The organism is Bradyrhizobium sp. CB82 (assembly GCF_029714405.1).
Taxonomy (GTDB): Bacteria; Pseudomonadota; Alphaproteobacteria; order Rhizobiales; family Xanthobacteraceae; genus Bradyrhizobium.
In genome coordinates, this window is the sequence record NZ_CP121650.1 from 8,651,465 (window position 1) to 8,669,548 (window position 18,084).

17 protein-coding genes are annotated in these 18,084 nt (G+C 64.9%); 1 reads left to right on the forward strand and 16 read right to left on the reverse strand.

Annotated elements, in window-relative coordinates; translation table 11 throughout:
- Window positions 1-49: 49 nt before the first annotated feature.
- From QA640_RS41030 to QA640_RS41040, 3 genes are all read right to left on the reverse strand, one after another.
- Window positions 50-463 (reverse strand): Rieske (2Fe-2S) protein, encoded by a 414-nt coding sequence (locus tag QA640_RS41030; protein ID WP_283038285.1) that lies wholly within the window; start codon window positions 461-463, stop codon window positions 50-52.
- Window positions 464-543: 80 nt separating this feature from the next.
- Window positions 544-1,656 carry an amidohydrolase family protein gene (locus QA640_RS41035; protein WP_283038286.1) on the reverse strand — a complete coding sequence of 371 codons (1,113 nt, stop codon included), beginning with the start codon at window positions 1,654-1,656 and terminating at the stop codon, window positions 544-546.
- 23 nt (window positions 1,657-1,679) lie between these two features.
- Entirely contained in the window at window positions 1,680-2,738 is a 1,059-nt protein-coding gene (locus QA640_RS41040) for an amidohydrolase family protein (RefSeq protein WP_283038287.1), read from the reverse strand.
- Window positions 2,739-2,880: 142 nt separating this feature from the next.
- On the opposite strand from QA640_RS41040, the gene QA640_RS41045 reads away from it, so the two are divergent.
- Complete coding sequence (locus QA640_RS41045; RefSeq protein ID WP_283038288.1) at window positions 2,881-3,399, forward strand: CinA family protein; 519 nt, start codon at window positions 2,881-2,883, stop codon at window positions 3,397-3,399.
- Between the two features lie 20 nt (window positions 3,400-3,419).
- On the opposite strand, the gene QA640_RS41050 is transcribed toward QA640_RS41045, so the two are convergent.
- The 13 genes from QA640_RS41050 to QA640_RS41110 form a co-directional block, all read right to left on the reverse strand.
- Window positions 3,420-3,695 carry a DUF1488 family protein gene (locus QA640_RS41050; protein ID WP_283038289.1) on the reverse strand — a complete coding sequence of 92 codons (276 nt, stop codon included), beginning with the start codon at window positions 3,693-3,695 and terminating at the stop codon, window positions 3,420-3,422.
- A 183-nt stretch (window positions 3,696-3,878) separates the two neighbouring features.
- Window positions 3,879-4,502 (reverse strand): tetratricopeptide repeat protein, encoded by a 624-nt coding sequence (locus tag QA640_RS41055; protein WP_283038290.1) that lies wholly within the window; start codon window positions 4,500-4,502, stop codon window positions 3,879-3,881.
- Window positions 4,503-4,652: 150 nt separating this feature from the next.
- The gene (locus QA640_RS41060; protein ID WP_283038291.1) at window positions 4,653-6,143 is read right to left on the reverse strand and encodes an AMP nucleosidase; all 1,491 of its coding nucleotides are present in this window, start codon (window positions 6,141-6,143) and stop codon (window positions 4,653-4,655) included.
- Between the two features lie 261 nt (window positions 6,144-6,404).
- Window positions 6,405-7,739 carry an HlyD family type I secretion periplasmic adaptor subunit gene (locus QA640_RS41065; protein WP_283038292.1) on the reverse strand — a complete coding sequence of 445 codons (1,335 nt, stop codon included), beginning with the start codon at window positions 7,737-7,739 and terminating at the stop codon, window positions 6,405-6,407.
- The gene (locus QA640_RS41070; protein ID WP_283038293.1) at window positions 7,736-9,487 is read right to left on the reverse strand and encodes a type I secretion system permease/ATPase; all 1,752 of its coding nucleotides are present in this window, start codon (window positions 9,485-9,487) and stop codon (window positions 7,736-7,738) included. The genes QA640_RS41065 and QA640_RS41070 overlap by 4 nt, the downstream gene beginning before the upstream one ends.
- 233 nt (window positions 9,488-9,720) lie before the next feature.
- Window positions 9,721-9,990 (reverse strand): GlsB/YeaQ/YmgE family stress response membrane protein, encoded by a 270-nt coding sequence (locus QA640_RS41075; RefSeq protein ID WP_283038294.1) that lies wholly within the window; start codon window positions 9,988-9,990, stop codon window positions 9,721-9,723.
- A 360-nt stretch (window positions 9,991-10,350) separates the two neighbouring features.
- Entirely contained in the window at window positions 10,351-11,328 is a 978-nt protein-coding gene (locus QA640_RS41080; RefSeq protein WP_283038295.1) for an ABC transporter ATP-binding protein, read from the reverse strand.
- Complete coding sequence (locus tag QA640_RS41085; RefSeq protein ID WP_283038296.1) at window positions 11,325-12,740, reverse strand: amidase; 1,416 nt, start codon at window positions 12,738-12,740, stop codon at window positions 11,325-11,327. Before QA640_RS41085 ends, QA640_RS41080 begins: the two co-directional genes overlap by 4 nt.
- Window positions 12,737-12,934 carry a hypothetical protein gene (locus tag QA640_RS41090; protein ID WP_283038297.1) on the reverse strand — a complete coding sequence of 66 codons (198 nt, stop codon included), beginning with the start codon at window positions 12,932-12,934 and terminating at the stop codon, window positions 12,737-12,739. Before QA640_RS41090 ends, QA640_RS41085 begins: the two co-directional genes overlap by 4 nt.
- Entirely contained in the window at window positions 12,931-13,992 is a 1,062-nt protein-coding gene (locus QA640_RS41095; protein WP_283038298.1) for an ABC transporter ATP-binding protein, read from the reverse strand. Before QA640_RS41095 ends, QA640_RS41090 begins: the two co-directional genes overlap by 4 nt.
- Window positions 13,993-14,072: 80 nt before the next feature.
- A complete protein-coding gene (locus QA640_RS41100; RefSeq protein ID WP_283038299.1) occupies window positions 14,073-14,975 on the reverse strand; it encodes an ABC transporter permease in 903 nt (300 codons plus the stop codon).
- 209 nt (window positions 14,976-15,184) lie between these two features.
- Window positions 15,185-16,138: an ABC transporter permease gene (locus tag QA640_RS41105; RefSeq protein ID WP_283038300.1), complete on the reverse strand. Its 954-nt coding sequence runs from the start codon at window positions 16,136-16,138 to the stop codon at window positions 15,185-15,187.
- Between the two features lie 162 nt (window positions 16,139-16,300).
- Window positions 16,301-17,959, reverse strand: a complete 1,659-nt coding sequence (locus tag QA640_RS41110; RefSeq protein WP_283038301.1) for an ABC transporter substrate-binding protein — start codon at window positions 17,957-17,959, stop codon at window positions 16,301-16,303.
- Window positions 17,960-18,084 lie beyond the last annotated feature (125 nt).

Here is an 18,084-nt window from a genome sequence, read left to right on the forward strand (position 1 = left end):
ACCCTCTCCCCGCAAGCGGGGCGAGGGAGCGCAGCTCCGTGCGGTTGGGTTACAGCTCCACCACCACGTAATTGCTCTCGACCCGCACCGGAATCGTCTCCGCAACATACGGGCCCTTCACCACGCTGGCGCCGGGCTCGACATGAGCCGGATAGGCTTTCACGCGGAAGCGGCGCGGGTCGCAGTAGGATTGGCCGGTGCGCACGTCGAATTCCCAGCCGTGCCAGGGGCAACGGATGATCTCCCCCAGCCGGCTGTATTCGATCTCTCCGGGATCTTTTGATTGCGCGAGCCCGATCAGCGGTCCCTCGCACAACGCCGCGCCCTGATGCGGACAGCGATTCGAGAGACCGAAATACTCGCCCTTGATGTTGAAGACCGCGATCGGCCGGCCGTCGATCTCGAGGAATTTTCGCGTGCCCGGCGGAAACTCATCCACGGGCGCAATGACGTGTCGCGCCATGCTTTATGTCTTCCGCATGATCTCCGCGCAAACGCCTTCCGCGTTTGCCGCGAGGAAAAACCGCTTCACCCTTTTTCGGATCATGCGGTGATCCCGTAAAGCTTCCGCGCATTGCCCAGGTAGAACGCCTCACGGTTGGCTTCGCTGACGCCCGGCGGCAGCACGCGCGACGGCTCGTCATAATCCCAATGCGGATAGTCGGTCGCGAACAGCAGCCTGTCCCAGCCGATCCATTCGATGACGTCGAGCAGGTCCTCGCGCCGCTCCGGATCTTCCATCGGCTGCGTCGTCCACCACACCTGCTCGCGGATATATTCCGATGGCGGCCGCCGCACATGCGGCACCTCACTGCGCAGCCTCTGCCAGACCTTGTCGAGCCGCCAGCACAGCGACGGCGCCCAGCCGAAGCCGGCCTCGATCATCACCATCTTCAGTTTCGGGAAGCGCTCGCACACGCCTTCAAGCACCAGACTCGCAAGCGCCGATTGCTGGCATTGCGAATGTCCCACCATCTCCTCGATGTAATAGCTCGGCCAGCCCGACGGCGTGATCGGATTGCCGCCGAAGCCGAAGGCGTGCACGCCGACCGGGAGGCCGGCCTCTTCCGCGGCCTGGTAGATCGGCCAATAGCGGCGCTGACCGAGTGGCTCGACATTGCGGCTGAGCAGCAGCACCTGGACGAAGTTCTTGTCGCCCGCGCGCTCGCGGATTTCGGCCGCCGCCGTCATCGCATCCTCATTGCCGACGACGATCGAGGCCTTCAGCCGTTTGTCCTTGGAGGTCCATTTGTCGATCTGCCAGTCGTTGATCGCCGAGCACAGCGCCGCCGAGAGCTCGTGATTGCGGATGCCCTGCCCGGTGCCGAGCGGATTGAGCACCCCCAGCTGCACGTTGTTGGGATCGAGATGCTGCTGCTGCATGAATGAGAGCGAAGAGCCCTGCGGGCCGCCTTCCGGCGGATAGGCATCGCGGCGCGAGGCGTTGGGCTGAGCCTTCGGATAGGGCGGGCCTTCCATCATCCCCTGATAGGCGTGCACGCCATAGACGTCGAGATGGTGCTGCCAGCGCTTGGCGAGATAGGGGTAGAGCTCGGTTCGTGTCGCGCGCGCCGGGTGAATATCGCAGTCCGCGATTGCGGTCTTGATTGTGGGAGGGGAAGCGGACTCGGTCGTTTCGCGGAATTGGATATTCATCGCCTTGCCTCCTTTGGCAGCGGCTAGATCAGGCGGGGGTAGGTCGCATGTGGATTGTCGATCATGATCTTGCGCACGAGATCGGGGGATAGACCTTCGGGCAGCGCGTCCTGGCCGTCGAATTGCCAGTGCGGATAGTCCGTGGAGAATAGGACTAATTCGTCGGACTGCATATGATCAAACAGGCGAATTAATGTCGCCGGTTCCGGCGGCACGTCAAACGGTTGCAGCGAGAAGCGGATGTTGCTGCGCACAATCTCCAGTGGCGCGCGATCGACCCAGGGCGTCTCCATACGCACCCCGCGCCAGAACTTGTGCAGCCGCCAGAGATAGGGCGCGATCCACGAGATGCCGGACTCCAGCATCACCATCTTCAGCCCGGGATGGCGGGCGAAGACGCCCTCGACGATCAAGCTGGTGAGCTGGGTCTGGAACGCCTGCGCCTGCCCGACATAATCCTCGATGTGATAGGAGCCCCACCCCACCGCGGTCGGTGGGTTGTGATAGGCGGAACCGGCATGGATGCCGATGGCGAGGTTGAGCCGCTCCGCCGCCGCATAGATCGGCCACAGCGCGCGCTTTCCCAGCGGGGTGTCGCCCATGACAAGCATCAACACCTGCACGAAACGCTTGTCCGTCGCGCAGCGCTCGATCTCGGCCACCGACTTCTCGACATTTTGAAGGGGAATGACGATCGAGCCACGCAGCCGCGGTTCCCGATCGAGCCATTCCCTCGCCAGCCAGTCGTTCAGCGCGCGGCAGAAGGCGTTTTGCATGTCCTCGGAAAACACCATCTGCACGCCATAGAGCGGATTGCAGATGGCATAGCTGAGAGCGAAGGGATCGAGCAGATGGCGCTGCATGTCCTCAAGTCTCGATCCGGGCTTGCCGGTTTCGGCGCGCCAATCGGGGCGGGCCGTGATCGGCGAATTCTGCGGGTAGGACTGCGAGACCAGATCGATCATGCCGCGCGTCGTCACCTGGTCGCGCCAGTAATCGTTCAGATACGGCAACAGGCTAGTGAGATGCGGCACCGCCGGGTGCACGTCGCAGTCCACGCCGCCGGCGATCAGGGACGTCATGACGCCTCCTCTTCGCAGCGCGCCTTCGTAGCGCGGCTCGTTGACGCCATTCAAGCAGGCCTGCAAGCCGTCCGCAACTCGGCCAGCGCCGCTGTCATATGCTAGAAGAGCGCAGCTAGGTTGCTCGGGAGTGAGGCGCAAGATGAAAGAGCTGGTGGGGATTGCGCAACAGGTCGCGGCCAAACTGATCGCGCGCAAGGAGACGATTGCGGTCGCCGAATCCTCCGCCGGCGGCCTGATCGCTGCAAGCCTGCTCGCCGTACCCGGCGCGTCGGCCTACTTTCTTGGCGGTGCCGTCGTCTACACGCGCGATGCGCGGCGCGTGCTGATGGATATTTCAGATGACGGCATGAAGGGCTTGCGCTCCTCGTCCGAGCCTTACGCAAAACTGCTCGCCGAACGGATGCGCACGCGCTTCGGCAGCGACTGGGGCCTGTCCGAGACCGGCGCGGCGGGCCCCACCGGCAATCGCTACGGCGATGCGGCCGGTCATAGCTGCATGGCAGTTGCGGGACCCGCGGCAGAAGTTATGACGCTGGAAACGGGCAGCAACGACCGCTTCGCGAATATGCAGACGTTTGCCGCGGCGGCGATGCGATTGCTGCTGAAGAATTTGACAAGCGCGAATGCGCGACGTGCGTCGTCCGGGCTCCCGCCATGACGACGCTGTGCGCGGCAACACTACCTTCCCAAATGCTTGGTAAATATCCGCACCACATACCCCCTGAAGCGCGGGGCTTCGTCGTAGAGCTCCGAGGCGATCCGTTCGATGGTCTCGCGCAGCGAGACGAATTGCGCCTGGCGTGCGCTGCTTTCTGTGCCCTGCATGCCCGCAAGTTCATCCATCGCGGCGTCGCTGATCTGGCACGTCACGACGTCGCCGTCGCTCAGCATGGTGAAACGGAAGGCCAGCCGCTCGAGGTCATGGCCAATGATCTTGTCACGCGTCAGCGGCATCCAATCGTCCCGGTCGCGCCCCCGAGCGGGACAATGCTGAAATTTTTGCGGCTTGTCACCGCTTTTGCTGGGTCGTGATTGATGCGGACGGCATCTTCAATGCCGCTAGAAAAAAGGTGGGTTGGGCTTTTCGCCTTTGCTCTTGGAGTATCGGCGGACAAGTCGTCAACCCACCATGCAACATCAATATACCAGCGCCGTGCCCGTCGGCTTCTCGAGTGCCGCGGCCAGCGACTTGTATTCGTCGCAGTTCGTGCCGCAGATCGCGGCGATCCTTTCCAGGTGATACATCGCCTGCTCGCGATTGCCCTGTTCGAGTTGCCACAGGCCGTAATACTGCCAGGTCAGCACGTGGTTCGGATCGATCGCCAGGGCATGCTCGTACCAGACCTGCGACTGCTTGTAGTCGCCGAGCTTGCGGTAGGAATAGCCGATGAGATTGGCGACGTTCGGATTGTCGTCACCGCCGAGCGCCTTCAACTGCGCGATCGCTGAAGTGTAGTCGTCGCGCTCGTAAATGGTGTCATAGGCGGCGCGATAGGCAGCCGCAAAGGCGGGGTCGCCGATGCTCGACTGGTTATTGGGCTTCTTGCCCTTCTGGGTCGCCTTCGTGCCGGAACGGTTCGGATAGGACGGCGCCGCCTGGCCCGTGGACTTGCTTGCGAAGGGATCCATGCCGCCGGAGCCTCCGCCGCCTCCGCCGCCGCCGCCTCCACCGCCGCCTGCCGCAAAGACTGATGCCGGCGCCGCGAACAGCGCCGCCGCAACGGTTCCCAGCACGACGTACCTGATCAGGGGATTGCACATGTCTGCCTCCTGTGGCCTTGGTCAAGGGGGCCCCGGACGACGTGTAAACCCTGCGTGAGCCGTGATATTCCAACCGCGCCGAGCGCTCACAGAGTCGTCAGTGGACGTATGACAGTTGCGCTGCCCAATCGCGCGCTTGACGCACCGACGCTACTGAAATGCGACCTCGGCGAAGCTGCGCAGCTTGCGCGAATGCAGGCGTTCGGACTCCTGGTGCTTCAACCGTTCGAGCGCCTTCAGACCGATCTCGAGATGCTGGCTGACACGCTGCCGGTAGAATGCGCTCGCCATCCCTGCGAGCTTGATCTCGCCATGCAGCGGCTTGTCCGAGACGCACAGCAAGGTGCCGTAGGGAACGCGGAAGCGATAGCCGTTGGCGGCGATCGCCGCCGATTCCATGTCGAGCGCAACGGCGCGGGATTGCGACAGGCGGCGGATGACCGCCGCGCCGCTGATCTCCCAATTGCGGTTATCGACGCTGGCGACCGTCCCGGTCCGCATCAGGCGCTTGAGCTCGAAGCCGGATAATCCCGTGACCTCCTCGACAGCCTCCTCGAGCGCGACCTGTACCTCGGCGAGCGCCGGTATCGGTACCCAGGGCGGCAGCTCCTGATCGAGCACGTGGTCCTCGCGGACGTAACCATGCGCCAGCACGTAATCGCCGAGCCGCTGCGTGTTGCGCAGGCCCGCGCAATGCCCGACCATCAGCCAGGCATGCGGCCGCAGCACCGCGACATGGTCGGTGACGTTCCGCGCATTGGAAGGGCCCGTGCCGATGTTGATCAGGGTGATACCCTGATAGCCAGGCTCGACGAGATGGAAGGCCGGCATCTGCGGCGTGCGCTCCGGCGCAACCCCGCTCGTGCCGCCGCCGAGCCGCGTGTTGCGGGTGACCACGTTACCGGGTGCGACGAAGGCATCGATGCCGTCCTCGCCCGAGGCGAGCCGCTGCTGGCAAAGCTGCACGAAGGCATCGACATAGAACTGGTAGTTGGTGAAGATCACGAAATTCTGGAAGTGCTCGGGATCGGTGCCGGTGTAGTGATAGAGCCGCCGCAGCGAATAGTCGACGCGCGCCGCGCGGAACAGGGCCAGCGGCTCCGGCGCGCCCGGCGCCAGCGCGAGCGTGCCGTCGGCGATCGCATCATCCATGGTGGCGAGATCCGGCGTATCGAATACGTCGCGCATCAGCCGCGTGCCGTTGGTATCGCCCGTGCTGATCGCCGCCTCGATGTTGATGTCCCTTCGATAGGCGAAATGAATCGGGATCGGCTCGTCGGACTCGCCGATTTCGACCGGCACGCCGTGATTCTTGATCAGGAGGCCAATCTGTTCGGTAAGATAGGTCCGGAACACGTCCGGCCGCGTCACGCTGGTCTCGTGCACGCCGGGTCCGGCAACGAACCCATAGGCCAGGCGCGAATCAAGCCGCGCATGCGTCGCGGTGGTGATGCGGACGAAGGGATAGAACGCCCGCACGCGCGTCGTCGGCGACCTACCGCCCAGATAGGCCTCGAAGTAATCGCGCAGGAATTTCGTATTGCGCTCGTAGATCTCTTCGAGGCGGGCGACCGCGAGGCTCGCATCGGTGAAGGCTTCGGTGGCGATGGTCGGCGGGGTCTGGATCGGGGCGTGATGCATGGGGCGTGATGCCGTTTCGTGCTGAACGACGTGAGTATAGCAACAGGAAAGCGTTTTGTTGCAACTCGTCATTCGGTGGCGCGACGAAGTCGCGAGCCCGGAATCCATAATCTCCAGCAGGGTTATGAATTCCGGGCCTGCGTGCTGCGCGCGCGTCCCGGAATGACGGCGGAGAATGCGAAGCGATCCCTGCATCAACGGCGACCGCGTGGCCCCGCTCAAGCTAACCCACGGCCCGAGATCCCGGGATGGCCCTGCGGGTCACTTCTCCCGGAACGCCCGCATCAGTTGATCGTGCAGCGGCTTCATCAAATAGGACAGCATGGTGCGATCGCCGGTCTGCACGAAGGCCTCGACCGGCATGCCGGGGATTAGCTTCACCTCGCCGAGGCGGGCGACCTCCTCCGGCGGCATCGAGACGCGGATGGTGTAATAGCTCTGCCCGGTGCGCTGGTCCGTGGTGACGTCGGGCGAGACGCGGCTCACGACCCCGTTGAGCTCCGGCGTGGTACGCTGGTTGAAGGCGGACAGGCGCAGCAGCGTCTTCTGGCCGACCTGGAGCTTGTCGATGTCGGTCGGATTGACCTTGGCCTCGACCTGAAGGTCGTCCTGCTGCGGCACGATCAGCATGAGGGTATCGCCGGCGGTGACGACGCCGCCCACCGTATGCACGGTCGATTGCAGCACCATGCCGTCCTGCGGCGCGCGGATGTCGACGCGACGGAGCTGATCCTCGGCGGTGACCTTGCGCTCGATCAGCTCGCCGATCTTGTCGTTGGTCTCGCGCAAATCCTTGGAGACCTCGCTCACCATGTCCTTGTCGACCTGAATGATCTGGAGCTCGGTTTCAGTGATCTTGCCCTTGGCCTGCGCGCGCGAGGCGATGTACTGCGCGCGCTCGCCATTGAGGCGGGCCGAATCGCGCTCGAGCGTGGTCAGGCGCGAGAGCTGCACCAGATGCTTCTCGTAGAGATCGCGGACGCCGACGAGCTCCTGCTGCACCAGCGCGATCTCCTTGTCCTTGGCCGTCTCCTGCGCGCTCAGCCCGTCGATCTCCTCGTTGAGCTGCTGAATGCGCTCGCGGAGCTGGGCCTTCTGTCCGGCGCGGCCGTTGACGCGGACGTCGAACAATTTGCCTTCACTGGCCAGCAGCGCCGCCACGTCGGGGTCGCTTGCGCGCTCGCGCAGGGCCTGCGGAAATTCCAGCTTGTCCAGGCCGCGCTGCTCGGCCTGCAGCCGTGCCGCGCGCGCCTGGGCGGCGTCGAGGTTCTTGGTGACGATGGCGAGGTTCGCCTTGGTGACGGTGTCGTCGAGCCGTACCACGATGTCGCCGGCCTTCACTACGTCTCCGTCGCGGGCGCGCAATTCGCCGACCACGCCGCCGGTCGGATGCTGCACCTTCTTGACGTTGGATTCGACGACGATCTGGCCCGGCGCAATCAGCGCGCCGGAGATCAGCACGGTCGAAGCCCAGCCGCCGAGCCCGCCGGCGAGCAGCAGCACGATCCCAAGTCCGAGCAGCAGGTGAAACCTGATCGACTGCCGCACGCTTCTCTTTGCCGCGGGCTTGGCGCCCTCCATCGCCATCGTGCTCATGGTTTGGCCACTCCGCCTTCGCTGACGATCTTGATCGGCGGCGCCGGTGGGGCGACACGCGGCTGGAGCACCTGCGCGAGCACCTGCTCCTTCGGGCCGAAGGCCTGCATACGGCCGTCGCGCAGCACCAGGATCTGGTCGACCGCCTCGACGCCGATCGGCCGGTGCGCCACCACGACGACGATCGCCCCGCGCTCTCGCGCGGCGCGGATCGCGCGGGTCAAGGCCTCGTCGCCTTCGGTGTCGAGGTTGGAGTTGGGCTCGTCGAGCACGATCAGGAACGGATTGCCGTAGAGCGCGCGCGCCAGCGCCACGCGCTGCGCCTGGCCGGCGGACAACGCCGTGCCCTGCTCGCCGACCTGCGTGTTGTAACCTTCTCGCATCTTGATGATCATCTCGTGCACGCCGGCCTCTTTCGCGGCGGCAATGATCGCATCGGACGTCGCGTCGGGATCAAACCGGCTGATGTTCTGCGCGATGCTGCCGCCGAACAGCTCGACGTCCTGCGGCAAATAGCCGATGTGGCGACCGAGCACGTCGGAGGCCCACTGGTCGAGCGCCGCGCCGTCGAGCCGCACCTTGCCGCGCACCGGCTGCCAGACGCCGACCAGGGCGCGGATCAGCGACGATTTTCCCGAACCGCTCGGGCCGATCACGCCGAGCCCCATGCCGGCAGTGAGCATGAATGTCACGTCCTGCACGATGATGCGCTGTTCGCCCGGCGGCACGATGCTGACACCTTCGACCGCGAGGCGGCTCGAGGGCGCCTGCAACTGGGTCGGCATCACCTGGGCCGGAATCTGCTCCAGCAGGCGGCTGAGCCGCTGCCAGCTCTGCCGCGCGGCGACGAAGGACTTCCAATGCGCGATCGCGAGATCGACTGGCGCGAGCGCGCGCGCCGAGAGGATCGAACCCGCGATGATGATGCCGGCGGTCGCCTCCTGATGAATGACGAGATAGGCGCCGACCGCGAGCACCGCGGATTGCAGCATCATGCGCAGAACTTTTGCAATGGCACCGAGACCGCCGGCGACGTCGCTGGCGCGCTGATTTCCGGCGAGGTATTTTTCGTTGGCCTCGTTCCAGCGCTGGTTGAGCCGGCCGGCCATGCCCATCGCGACCAGCACCTCGGCATTGCGGCGGCTGGAGGCGGCGAGATCGTTGCGCCGCGCGGCGAGGCTCGTCGCCTCGCGCGCGGGCCGGCGTGACATGAACTCCGTCACCAGCGTGAGGCCGACCAGGATGATCGCACCGACCAAGGCGGTGATGCCGATCAAGACGTGGAATGCGAAGCAGATGCCGAGATAGAGCGGCAGCCAGGGCAGATCGAAGAACGCGCTCGGGCCCATGCCACCGAGGAAGGAGCGGACGTTGTCGAGGTCGCGCAGGGGCTGGAGGCCTTCGTTGCGGCTGCCGACCAGAAGCGGCAGCCGCACGATGGTGTCGAACACCCGCTTGTTCAGGGCCTCGTCGAGCGCAGTGCCGACACGGCCAAGGATGCGGCCCCGAATCAGGTCCAGAACGCCCTGCACCATGTAGAGGCCGCTCGCGAGGATGATCAGACCGACCAGCGTCGGGATGCTGCGGCTGGGCAGCACCCGGTCATAGACCTCCAGCATGAAGATCGACCCGGTCAGATAGAGCAGGTTGATCATGCAGCTCATCAGGCCGACGCCGAGGAACACAGCGCGGCAGGCGCGCAAGGCGTCACCGAGCTCGGAACGGCGTAAGCCGGGAACCGCTGCCATCAGTCGCTTCTCATCGGATGAGGGGTAAAACCCCTGATTTCACTAGCTGAATTTGGGGTACTCGACCCGGATTAATATCGCGTTTGTGGTTATCGTCCAATGCACGACAGTCGATCAACAATCAGGCTCAAAATCTCTAGCGCAGCCGCGCTGCGGCGCAAATCCGGAACTTCACAGCTTTGCGGCTGCCGCGATGAATTTCTCAACGCGGCAGCCGGTTTGGCAACGAATCGCTAGAGCCGCCCGCCGCCACGCACCAGGCGAACCACCAGAAGCAGAATGATGGCGCCGATCGCCGAGTAGATGATCTCTGAGACAAGCCCGAAGCCGAGATGGATGCCGAGCCGCGGGAACAGGAAGCTCGCGACGAACGCGCCGGCGATGCCGATCACGATGTCGCCGATGATGCCGAACCCGCTCCCGCGCACCACCTTGCCGGCGAGCCAGCCGGCAACCAGGCCGACGAACAGGATGACGATCAGGCTTTGGCCAGAAATATACATAAGTTGAAGTCCCTCTCCGTGAACGGGGGCATGGAACGGGAACCGGGATGAACGGGAACTGAATGCTCTTGACCTGTCCCCGGCTGCGCGGCCCGACAAACAAAAATGTCGAAAACAACCCCATGCAAAGTAGGACCGGCCTGGGCCGGGATGCTTTCGGCCGCGTCGCTACAATTGGCACGGAGGATCTGGACTGAGGGACGCACCGCTCTCTCATTGCCTTCCCGCTTGCGGGGGAGGGGTCAGGGAGGGGGTGCCACGAACTCCGGCCTCGCCCGGGGCTACCCCCTCCCCAGCCCTCCCCCGCAAGGGGAGGGAGCGCAGCCGACTCGTGGCTTGCACCGACTTCATACCAACAGGCTACGAAGCGGCCGTCGCCGCCTCCGCCAGCACACACCTCGCGGCCCTGCCCGACCCAACGGCCACGTTCGCAGGCAGCTGCGCCAGGCACTGCGGCTGGACGACGGCGCAGCGGGGGGCGAACGAGCAGTTGTGCGGCTTCTCGGCGAGCGAAGGCGGGGTGCCCGGGATGGTCTCGAGCCGCAGCCCCCGCTTGGCGCCGTGAATGGTCGAGGCGAGCAGGCCCTTGGCGTAGGGATGCACCGGCGCACGTACGATGTCGCGCAAGTTCCCCTGCTCCACGATCTGGCCGGCATACATCACCGCGACACGGTCGCAGATTTCGATCGCCACACCGATGTCGTGGGTGACGAAAATGACGGACATGCCGAACTCCCGCTGCAACTCGCGCAGCAGCAACAGGATCTGGATCTGCACGGTCGCATCGAGCGCGGTGGTCGGCTCGTCCGCCAGCAGGATTTTTGGCCGGCAGGCGAGCGCCAGCGCGATCATCGCGCGCTGGCGCATGCCGCCGGACATCTCGTGCGGATAGGCCTCTAACCTACGCTTCGCCGAGGGGATGCGGACGACCTCGAGCATGTCCAGCGCGCGCGCCCTGCCCTCCGCATAGCTCTTGCCTTCGTGACGCACCACGCTCTCGGCGATCTGCGCCCCGATGCTGTAGACGGGATCGAGCGCGAGCGCCGGCTCCTGGAAGATCATCGACACCATCTGGCCGCGAAACGACGAGAGCTCCTCCTCGCCCATGGCCAGCACATCGCGGCCCATGACGTTGACGGTGCCCGAGATCTGCGTGCGCTTCTTCGGCAGAAGCCGCATGAGGGCACGCAGCGTCACGCTCTTGCCCGAGCCGGACTCGCCGAGCAGGCCAAGCACCTCGCCGTCACCGAGGGTGAGATCGAGATCGTTCACGGCATGGACCGTGCGTTCGCCGGTGAAGCGGATGTTGAGGCTTGATATCTCGACGAGCTTTGTCATGACGGCAGCTTCGGCACCTTGGCGTGATAGTCGGTCGCGCGCTGGAACGCGGCGCCGATGGTGAGCAGGGTCGCTTCGTCGAATGCGCGCCCGATCAGTTGCATGCCGACCGGCAGGCCGCTTCGCGTGAAGCCCGACGGCACGACCAGCGACGGCAGGCCGAGATAGTTCACCGGACGGGTGAACAGCGTCAGCCGCTGCAACACCCCCGGCGCATTCGCATTCCCGCCGACATCACTCTCGGCAATCGTCGGCGGCGGCCCGGGCGAGACCGGCGCGATCACGGCATCGACGCCGGCGGTGGCCGCATGATGAGCGGCGAGCGCAGGCCCGCGCCAGCGCATCGCTTCGAGATAGGTGATGGCGGGGACCGCAAGCCCGTTCTGGAGACGCATCAATACCTGCGCGCCATAGTCCTGCGGTCGCTCGATCAACCAGCGCTTGTGGAAGGCGGCGGCCTCGACCGCCAGCACGAGCTGGCTCGCCGCCTGCAATTGCCGCTGATCCGGCAGCTCGACCTTGACGATGTCGGCACCCTCGCGCTTGAGCACCGCGATGGTCTCGTCGAGCACACGTGCCACTTCAGGATCGAGATCATCGACATAGAAGGATGCGGGCACCCCCAACTTGAGGCCCTTCAGCGAGCCTTTTGTCGCAGCGACGTAATCCGCCACAGGCTCGGCGCTCGCGGTCGGATCCTCAGGATCGGGCCCCGCCATCAGCGCGAGCAGCAGCGCGCAGTCCTCCGCGGTCTGCGCCAAGGGGCCGACGGTGTCGAGCGATTGCGACAGCGGCATCGCGCCGGCGCGGCTGATGCGGCCCCAGGTCACCTTCAAGCCGGTGACGCCGCAGAAATTCGCGGGCATGCGGATCGAGCCGCCGGTATCGGAGCCGAGCGCGGCGAAGGTCAGCCGCGCGGCGACCGCCGAGCCCGAGCCCGACGACGAGCCGCCGGTGACATGCGCGAGGTTCCAGGGATTGCGCACCGGACCATAATGGCTGTTGTGGCCGGTCGGACCGTAGGCGAACTCGGCCATGTGCAGCGTGCCGAGCCGGATCTGGCCGGCATCCTTCAGGCGCTGGAGTGCCGTCGACGTCGTGGTGGCGACATAGTCGCGGCGGATCAGCGAGCCGCAGGTCACGACCTTGCCCACCTCGTAATACATGTCCTTGTGCGCGAGCGGCACGCCGTGCAGCGGCCCGCGCACCTCGCCCGCCGCGAGCGCAGCGTCGGCGTCCTCCGCCGCCTGCAGCGCGGCCTCGGCCTCGACCGCCATGAAGGCGTTGAGATGCGGCTGCCATTGCGCGATGCGATGCAACAGCGCTTGTGTCACCTCGTGCGAGGACACCTGCTTCGTCGCGATCGCGCGTGCGACCTCGGTCAGCGTCATCAAAGCGGGCTCGGTGCTCATACCGAAACCTTGGTGGCTTGCGCGAGCACGAAGAGCGCAGGCTCCAGATCCATCGGCAACGTGCCGGCGATGGTCGCAAAGCCGTCGAACACCGGCCCCATGGAATTGGCGATACGGGTTGCAGTCTCCTCGTCCACGGGGACGCCAGCCGTGTCGGCCATCGCCTTGATGTCTTTTGCAGTCGGTCTTGTCATGCTGCTCCCTCTTGCCGCGCGAGGCTGTGGCCCGATCCCGGTATGGCCATATAGCAGGCGGCCTCGTGGCCCATTGTATCGAGCGCAGTGAGCTTTGGCGTAGCTTTTGCGCAGAGCGGTTCCGCGAACGGACAGCGGGTGTGGAAACGGCAGCCGGGGGGCGGATCGATCGGGTTGGGCGGGTCGCCCGAGATCGGCGGCGTCTCGGTGCGCTTGTCGGGATCGGAGGACGGCATCGCCGCCAGCAGCGCGCGGGTATAGGGGTGGGCGGGCGCGTCCCAGACCGCATCGACCGGGCCGAGCTCGACAACCTCGCCGAGATACATCACCAGAACGCGATCTGAGATGTAGCGGACGACGTTGAGATCGTGACTGATGAAGAGATAGGTCAGGCCGAATTCGCGCTTGAGATCGGCAAGCAGGTTCAGCACCTGCGCCTCGACGGACTTGTCGAGCGCGGAAACGGCTTCATCCAAAATCACCAGCCGCGGCGACAGCGCCAGGCTACGGGCGATGTTGACGCGCTGGCGCTGGCCGCCGGAGATCTCGTGCGGGTAGCGGTTGGCGAAATTTTCCGGACGCAAGCCCACCTTGCCAAGCAGCTCGCGCGCCAGCGCGCGCGCCGCGCTATCCGCCATGCCGTGGACCTTCGGGCCGAAGGCAATGGATTCCTCGATGGTCAGGCGCGGATTGAGCGAGGCATAGGAATCCTGGAACACCATCTGCATGCCGCGGCGCAGCTCGCGCAAGCTGAGCGCCCGGCCGACCGTCATGCCGTCATAGATGATGTCGCCGGCATCGCGCGGCATCAGATGCATCAGAAGGCGCGCAGTGGTCGACTTGCCGCAGCCGGATTCTCCGACGATACCGACCGTCTCGCCCTTGGCGACGGAGAAGGAGACGTTGTCGACGGCACGTACGGTGCGCTTCGCGCTGAACAGCTCGCCGCGCACGGGGAAATGCTTGGTCAGGCCGTTCACCCTCAACAGCGGCTGCGCGACACCGCCGCGATCCTCGACGGGCGCAAGCATGGCGATAGAGGCGTTGGTCTCGCTCATGGTCGCTGTCCTTCACCTCTCCCCATCGGGGTGAGGTGTGTCACCGCCGTCGCGGCAATCTGCGTGTCTCTCATCATCTCCTAGTTCCTGATGTCCATGGCGCTGCGCAGGCCGTCCGAAAGCAGGTTGAAGCAGATCGAGACCGCGAAGATCATCGCTCCCGGAAGGGCTGCGACCCAGGGGTTGACGTAGATCGCGGTGCGCAGCGTGTTCAGCATCAACCCCCACTCCGGCTCGGGCGGCTTCGTGCCGAGCCCGAGGAAGGAGAGACCGGCGGCCAGGATCATCGAGACCGAGATCAGGCTGGTCGCATAGACGAAGATCGCGCCCAGCACGTTGCCGAGGATGTGCACGCGCATGATGGTGAAGGGCCCCGCACCGGACGCCCGCGCGGCTTCGACGAAATCCATGTTGCGCACGCCGGTGGTGACGCTTTCGGCGACGCGGGTGATCTGCGGCACGAACACGATGGTGAGCGCCACGATGGAGTTGAGGATGCCGGCTCCGAGCGCGCCGGAGATAGCGATCGCGAGCAGCACGGAGGGGAAGGCGTAGAACACGTCGACGGTGCGCATGATCGCGGTGTTGAGCTTGCCGCCGACATAGCCGGCGACGAGACCCAGCGAGGTGCCGATGCCAAAGGCGAGGATCACGGGCAGAATGCCGACGACGAGCGACAGCCGCCCGCCATAGATCAGCCGCGCCAGCATGTCGCGGCCGAGCTCGTCGGTGCCGAGTGGATAGCCGGTCGTGCCGATGTGGCGCAGGCGGCGGATCATCGAGCCCTTGTAGGGATCCTCCAGTCCAAGCCACGGCGCAAGCAGCGCGGAGAGGAAGATCAACAGCAGCACCAGCGCGCAGGCCATGCTGACCTTGTCGCGCAGGATGCGGCGGCCGACGGTCGCCCAGTAGCCGCGCGCTTTTGTCACGGGTGCGGCCTGGAGCGCCGCATCGTTGATGGCTGACAACGGAAGCTCGCTCATTGCCGGGCTCCCGTTGCGTATTGGTGCAAACGGTACACGCCAAGGACGGGGTGCACCTCGCCCGCTTGCGGGAGAGGTCGGCGCGCAGCGCCGGGTGAGGGGTCTCTCCTCTTGGAGGTTCTCGATTGCGGCGACACCCTCTCCCCAACCCTCCCCCGCAGGCGGGGGAGGGAGCGCGCTGCCTTCGCGGCTAAAGCTGCGCTCATCGGCTAGCCCCGCTTGATGCGCGGATCGATCGCGGCTTGCGCGATGTCGACCAGCAAATTGAGGAAGACGAAGAACAGGGCCAGCACCAGGATCGTGCCCTGCAACAGCGGCAGGTCGCGCTGGAAGATCGCCGAATTCAGCAGGAAGCCCGAGCCCGGCCAGGAGAACACGGTCTCGATCAGGATCGAGCCGCCGAGCATGTAGCCGAGCTGGAGGCCCATCACCGCGAGTGCGGTGGGCGCGGCGTTCTTGATGACGTGGCGGAACACACCGGTTTCACGCAGGCCCTTTGCGCGCAAGGCCTCGACGAAATCCTGGCTGAGGATATCGCCGGTCAGCGCGCGCACCGTGCGGGTGACGATGCCCATGGGAATCACCGATGTCGTGATTGCCGGCAGCACGAGGTATTGCAGATGTGCCCAATCCCAGCCCCAGGTGCCGGAGCCGCCGGGACCGGCGCCGACCGCGGGCAGCCAGTTCAGCTCGACCGAGAAGATGATGACGAGCAGCATGCCGAGCCAGTAATGCGGCACCGAGACGCCGGCGATGGCAAAGGATGTCGCCAGCTTGTCGATCCAGGTCTCGCGGAAATAGCCGGCGATCAGGCCAAGCAGGATCCCCATCGTGAAGCCGATGATTGCGGCAGCGATCGCCAGCGTCACGGTGTTGCCGACCGCGCGCATGACCTCGGCGAGCACGGGACGCCCAGTCGCTATCGAATTGCCGAGATCGCCATGCAGTGCGCGCAAGAGCCAGAGGCCGAACTGTACCGGCAGCGGCCGGTCAAAGCCGTAGGCCGCGCGGAGCTGCGCCGCGAGCTCCTGCGACGCATCGGCCGGCAGCACGGCGACGAGCGGGTCGCCCGGCGTGATGTGCACCAGCAGAAAACACACCAGCGCCACGCTGATGACGATGGGGATGACATAGACGATGCGTCTGGCGATATAGGCGAGCACGTCGGTTACTCAGGTTGGTACGTAGACATCTCGATCGTCATGGCCGGGCTTGTCCCGGCCATCCAATGCCTCTTGCTCCGTCATTCCGGGGCGATGCGCAGCATCGAACCCGCAATGACGGAGTGGAGGAAAAGCTGACGCATGGATCGAGCGACGGCCGCCTCACGGTGTCATCGACACCGGCGAGAAGTCGACGAACCAGCTCTTCGGTTGCACGAAGCCCTTCACCCTCGGGCTCATGGCGCGCGGGGCGACGTCGTGGGCGACGTAGAGGAAGGCTGCGTCGTCGACGGAGGCCGCATGCAGCTCGGCGAGCGCGGCATCGCGCACGACGGGATCGAAGCTCTGCCGCGCCTTGGTGACGAGCTCATCGAACTTGGGATTGTTGATGAAGCCCCAATTGTTCGAGACCGGCGGCGCCATGCTCGATTGCAGGAAGCGCACCATCGCGAAGAACGGGTCCATCGCCGCGTAGGTCACATTGACGGCATTGGAGCCGTTGGCGGAAGGATCCTTCGCGCCACGCCGCCAGTTGTTGACCAGCGTATTCCACTCGATGACATCAAACTGCACGTCGAAATAACATTCGGCGAGAGCCTGCTGGAGATATTCGTTCATCGGCAGCGGCATCATCTGGCCGGAGCCGGACGCCGAGGTCTGCACCTTCACCGTCAGCTTCTTGCTTGGACCAAAGCCGGCCTCCTGCATCAGCTTCTGCGCGGCAGGCTTGTCGTACTTGATCTGGAAGGTCGGATTGCCGCGCCAGGGATGGCCAGGCTCAAAGGTTCCGGTCGCCGGCACCATGAGGCCGGCGAGCAGGCCATCCCTCAACCCTTCACGATCGACGCAGAGGTTCGCCGCCTTGCGTACGCGGATGTCGTTCCAGGGCGAGCCTTCGACGCGCGAGAACTGCCACGGCCACACATGCGGCTCCTCATTGGCGTAGAGCTTGAAGCCGCGCTGCTTGATTTCGGGCAAAGCATCTGGCGCCGGCGCTTCAATCCAGTCGACCTGCCCCGCGAGCAATGCCGCCGTCCGCGCATTCGCCTCCGGCATCGGCAAGAGCAGCATCTTGTCGACATGGGGAATGCGGGCCTTGTCCCAATAATTGTCGTTCTTGACGAGCTCGAGCCGCTCACGCGGCGTGAAGCTCGCCATCTTCCAGGGACCCGTGCCGGAGGCATCCTTGGCGAACGTGGCCCAGGCGGCCTGCGATTTGGCCTTGGCGTCGGCGCCTTCGGCCGCGTCATAGAGTTTTTGCCACTTGGTCGGACTCACCATGAACAAATTGCTGAGATTGATCGGCAGGAAGCTGTCCGGCTCCTTGGCGGTCAACTCCACTGTCATGTCATCAATCTTGCGCGCGGAGGCCAATGTCGGCATGCGCGACACGGTGAGGCCGACCTGGCTTGGATCGAATTGCGGCGCGTCCTGCTTCAAGACCTTCTCGACGTTCCAGACCACAGCGTCGGCATTGAACGGCGACCCGTCATGGAAGGTGACCCCGGGCCGCAGCTTGAACGTCCACTTCTTCTTGTCGGCATCATCGACCTTCCATTCGGTCGCAAGCCCCGGAATCAACACGCTCGCCTTGTCGGCCGATGACAGGTCCCACATCGTCAGCGCGTCATACATCGTGAGGCCGGCGAAACGATTGCCCTCGAAGCCCTGATCGGGCTGGCCCAGCGTGCGCGGAATATCGGCAGCGGTCATGCCGATGCGCAGCACGGTCTCGGCGCCGGCCGCCCCCGGCCAGGCGGCCACGACCGTGAGCGACAGCGCCGCAATCAACACCGCGCGCGTGTTTCTTTCGATAAGCATCGCCTCAATCCTCTTTCGGCTTTCGATGATTAATTTTGATGCAAACGTATGCAATGGCTATGCCAACGAGGAGTTTGTTCTTCAAATTGCCCCTGCGACGACAAGTCCTTGTGATGTTGCGCCGA

Bases quoted from the DNA above. Each gene is read 5' to 3' on its own strand.
- QA640_RS41055 (WP_283038290.1), bottom strand. From the start codon at position 4,502: ATGTGCAATCCCCTGATCAGGTACGTCGTGCTGGGAACCGTTGCGGCG.
- QA640_RS41110 (WP_283038301.1), bottom strand. From the start codon at position 17,959: ATGCTTATCGAAAGAAACACGCGCGCGGTGTTGATTGCGGCGCTGTCG.
- QA640_RS41080 (WP_283038295.1), bottom strand. From the start codon at position 11,328: ATGACAAAGCTCGTCGAGATATCAAGCCTCAACATCCGCTTCACCGGC.
- QA640_RS41060 (WP_283038291.1), bottom strand. From the start codon at position 6,143: ATGCATCACGCCCCGATCCAGACCCCGCCGACCATCGCCACCGAAGCC.
- QA640_RS41085 (WP_283038296.1), bottom strand. From the start codon at position 12,740: ATGAGCACCGAGCCCGCTTTGATGACGCTGACCGAGGTCGCACGCGCG.
- QA640_RS41100 (WP_283038299.1), bottom strand. From the start codon at position 14,975: ATGAGCGAGCTTCCGTTGTCAGCCATCAACGATGCGGCGCTCCAGGCC.
- QA640_RS41070 (WP_283038293.1), bottom strand. From the start codon at position 9,487: ATGGCAGCGGTTCCCGGCTTACGCCGTTCCGAGCTCGGTGACGCCTTG.
- QA640_RS41065 (WP_283038292.1), bottom strand. From the start codon at position 7,739: ATGAGCACGATGGCGATGGAGGGCGCCAAGCCCGCGGCAAAGAGAAGC.
- QA640_RS41095 (WP_283038298.1), bottom strand. From the start codon at position 13,992: ATGAGCGAGACCAACGCCTCTATCGCCATGCTTGCGCCCGTCGAGGAT.
- QA640_RS41030 (WP_283038285.1), bottom strand. From the start codon at position 463: ATGGCGCGACACGTCATTGCGCCCGTGGATGAGTTTCCGCCGGGCACG.
- QA640_RS41050 (WP_283038289.1), bottom strand. From the start codon at position 3,695: ATGCCGCTGACGCGTGACAAGATCATTGGCCATGACCTCGAGCGGCTG.
- QA640_RS41035 (WP_283038286.1), bottom strand. From the start codon at position 1,656: ATGAATATCCAATTCCGCGAAACGACCGAGTCCGCTTCCCCTCCCACA.
- QA640_RS41075 (WP_283038294.1), bottom strand. From the start codon at position 9,990: ATGTATATTTCTGGCCAAAGCCTGATCGTCATCCTGTTCGTCGGCCTG.
- QA640_RS41090 (WP_283038297.1), bottom strand. From the start codon at position 12,934: ATGACAAGACCGACTGCAAAAGACATCAAGGCGATGGCCGACACGGCT.
- QA640_RS41040 (WP_283038287.1), bottom strand. From the start codon at position 2,738: ATGACGTCCCTGATCGCCGGCGGCGTGGACTGCGACGTGCACCCGGCG.
- QA640_RS41045 (WP_283038288.1), top strand. From the start codon at position 2,881: ATGAAAGAGCTGGTGGGGATTGCGCAACAGGTCGCGGCCAAACTGATC.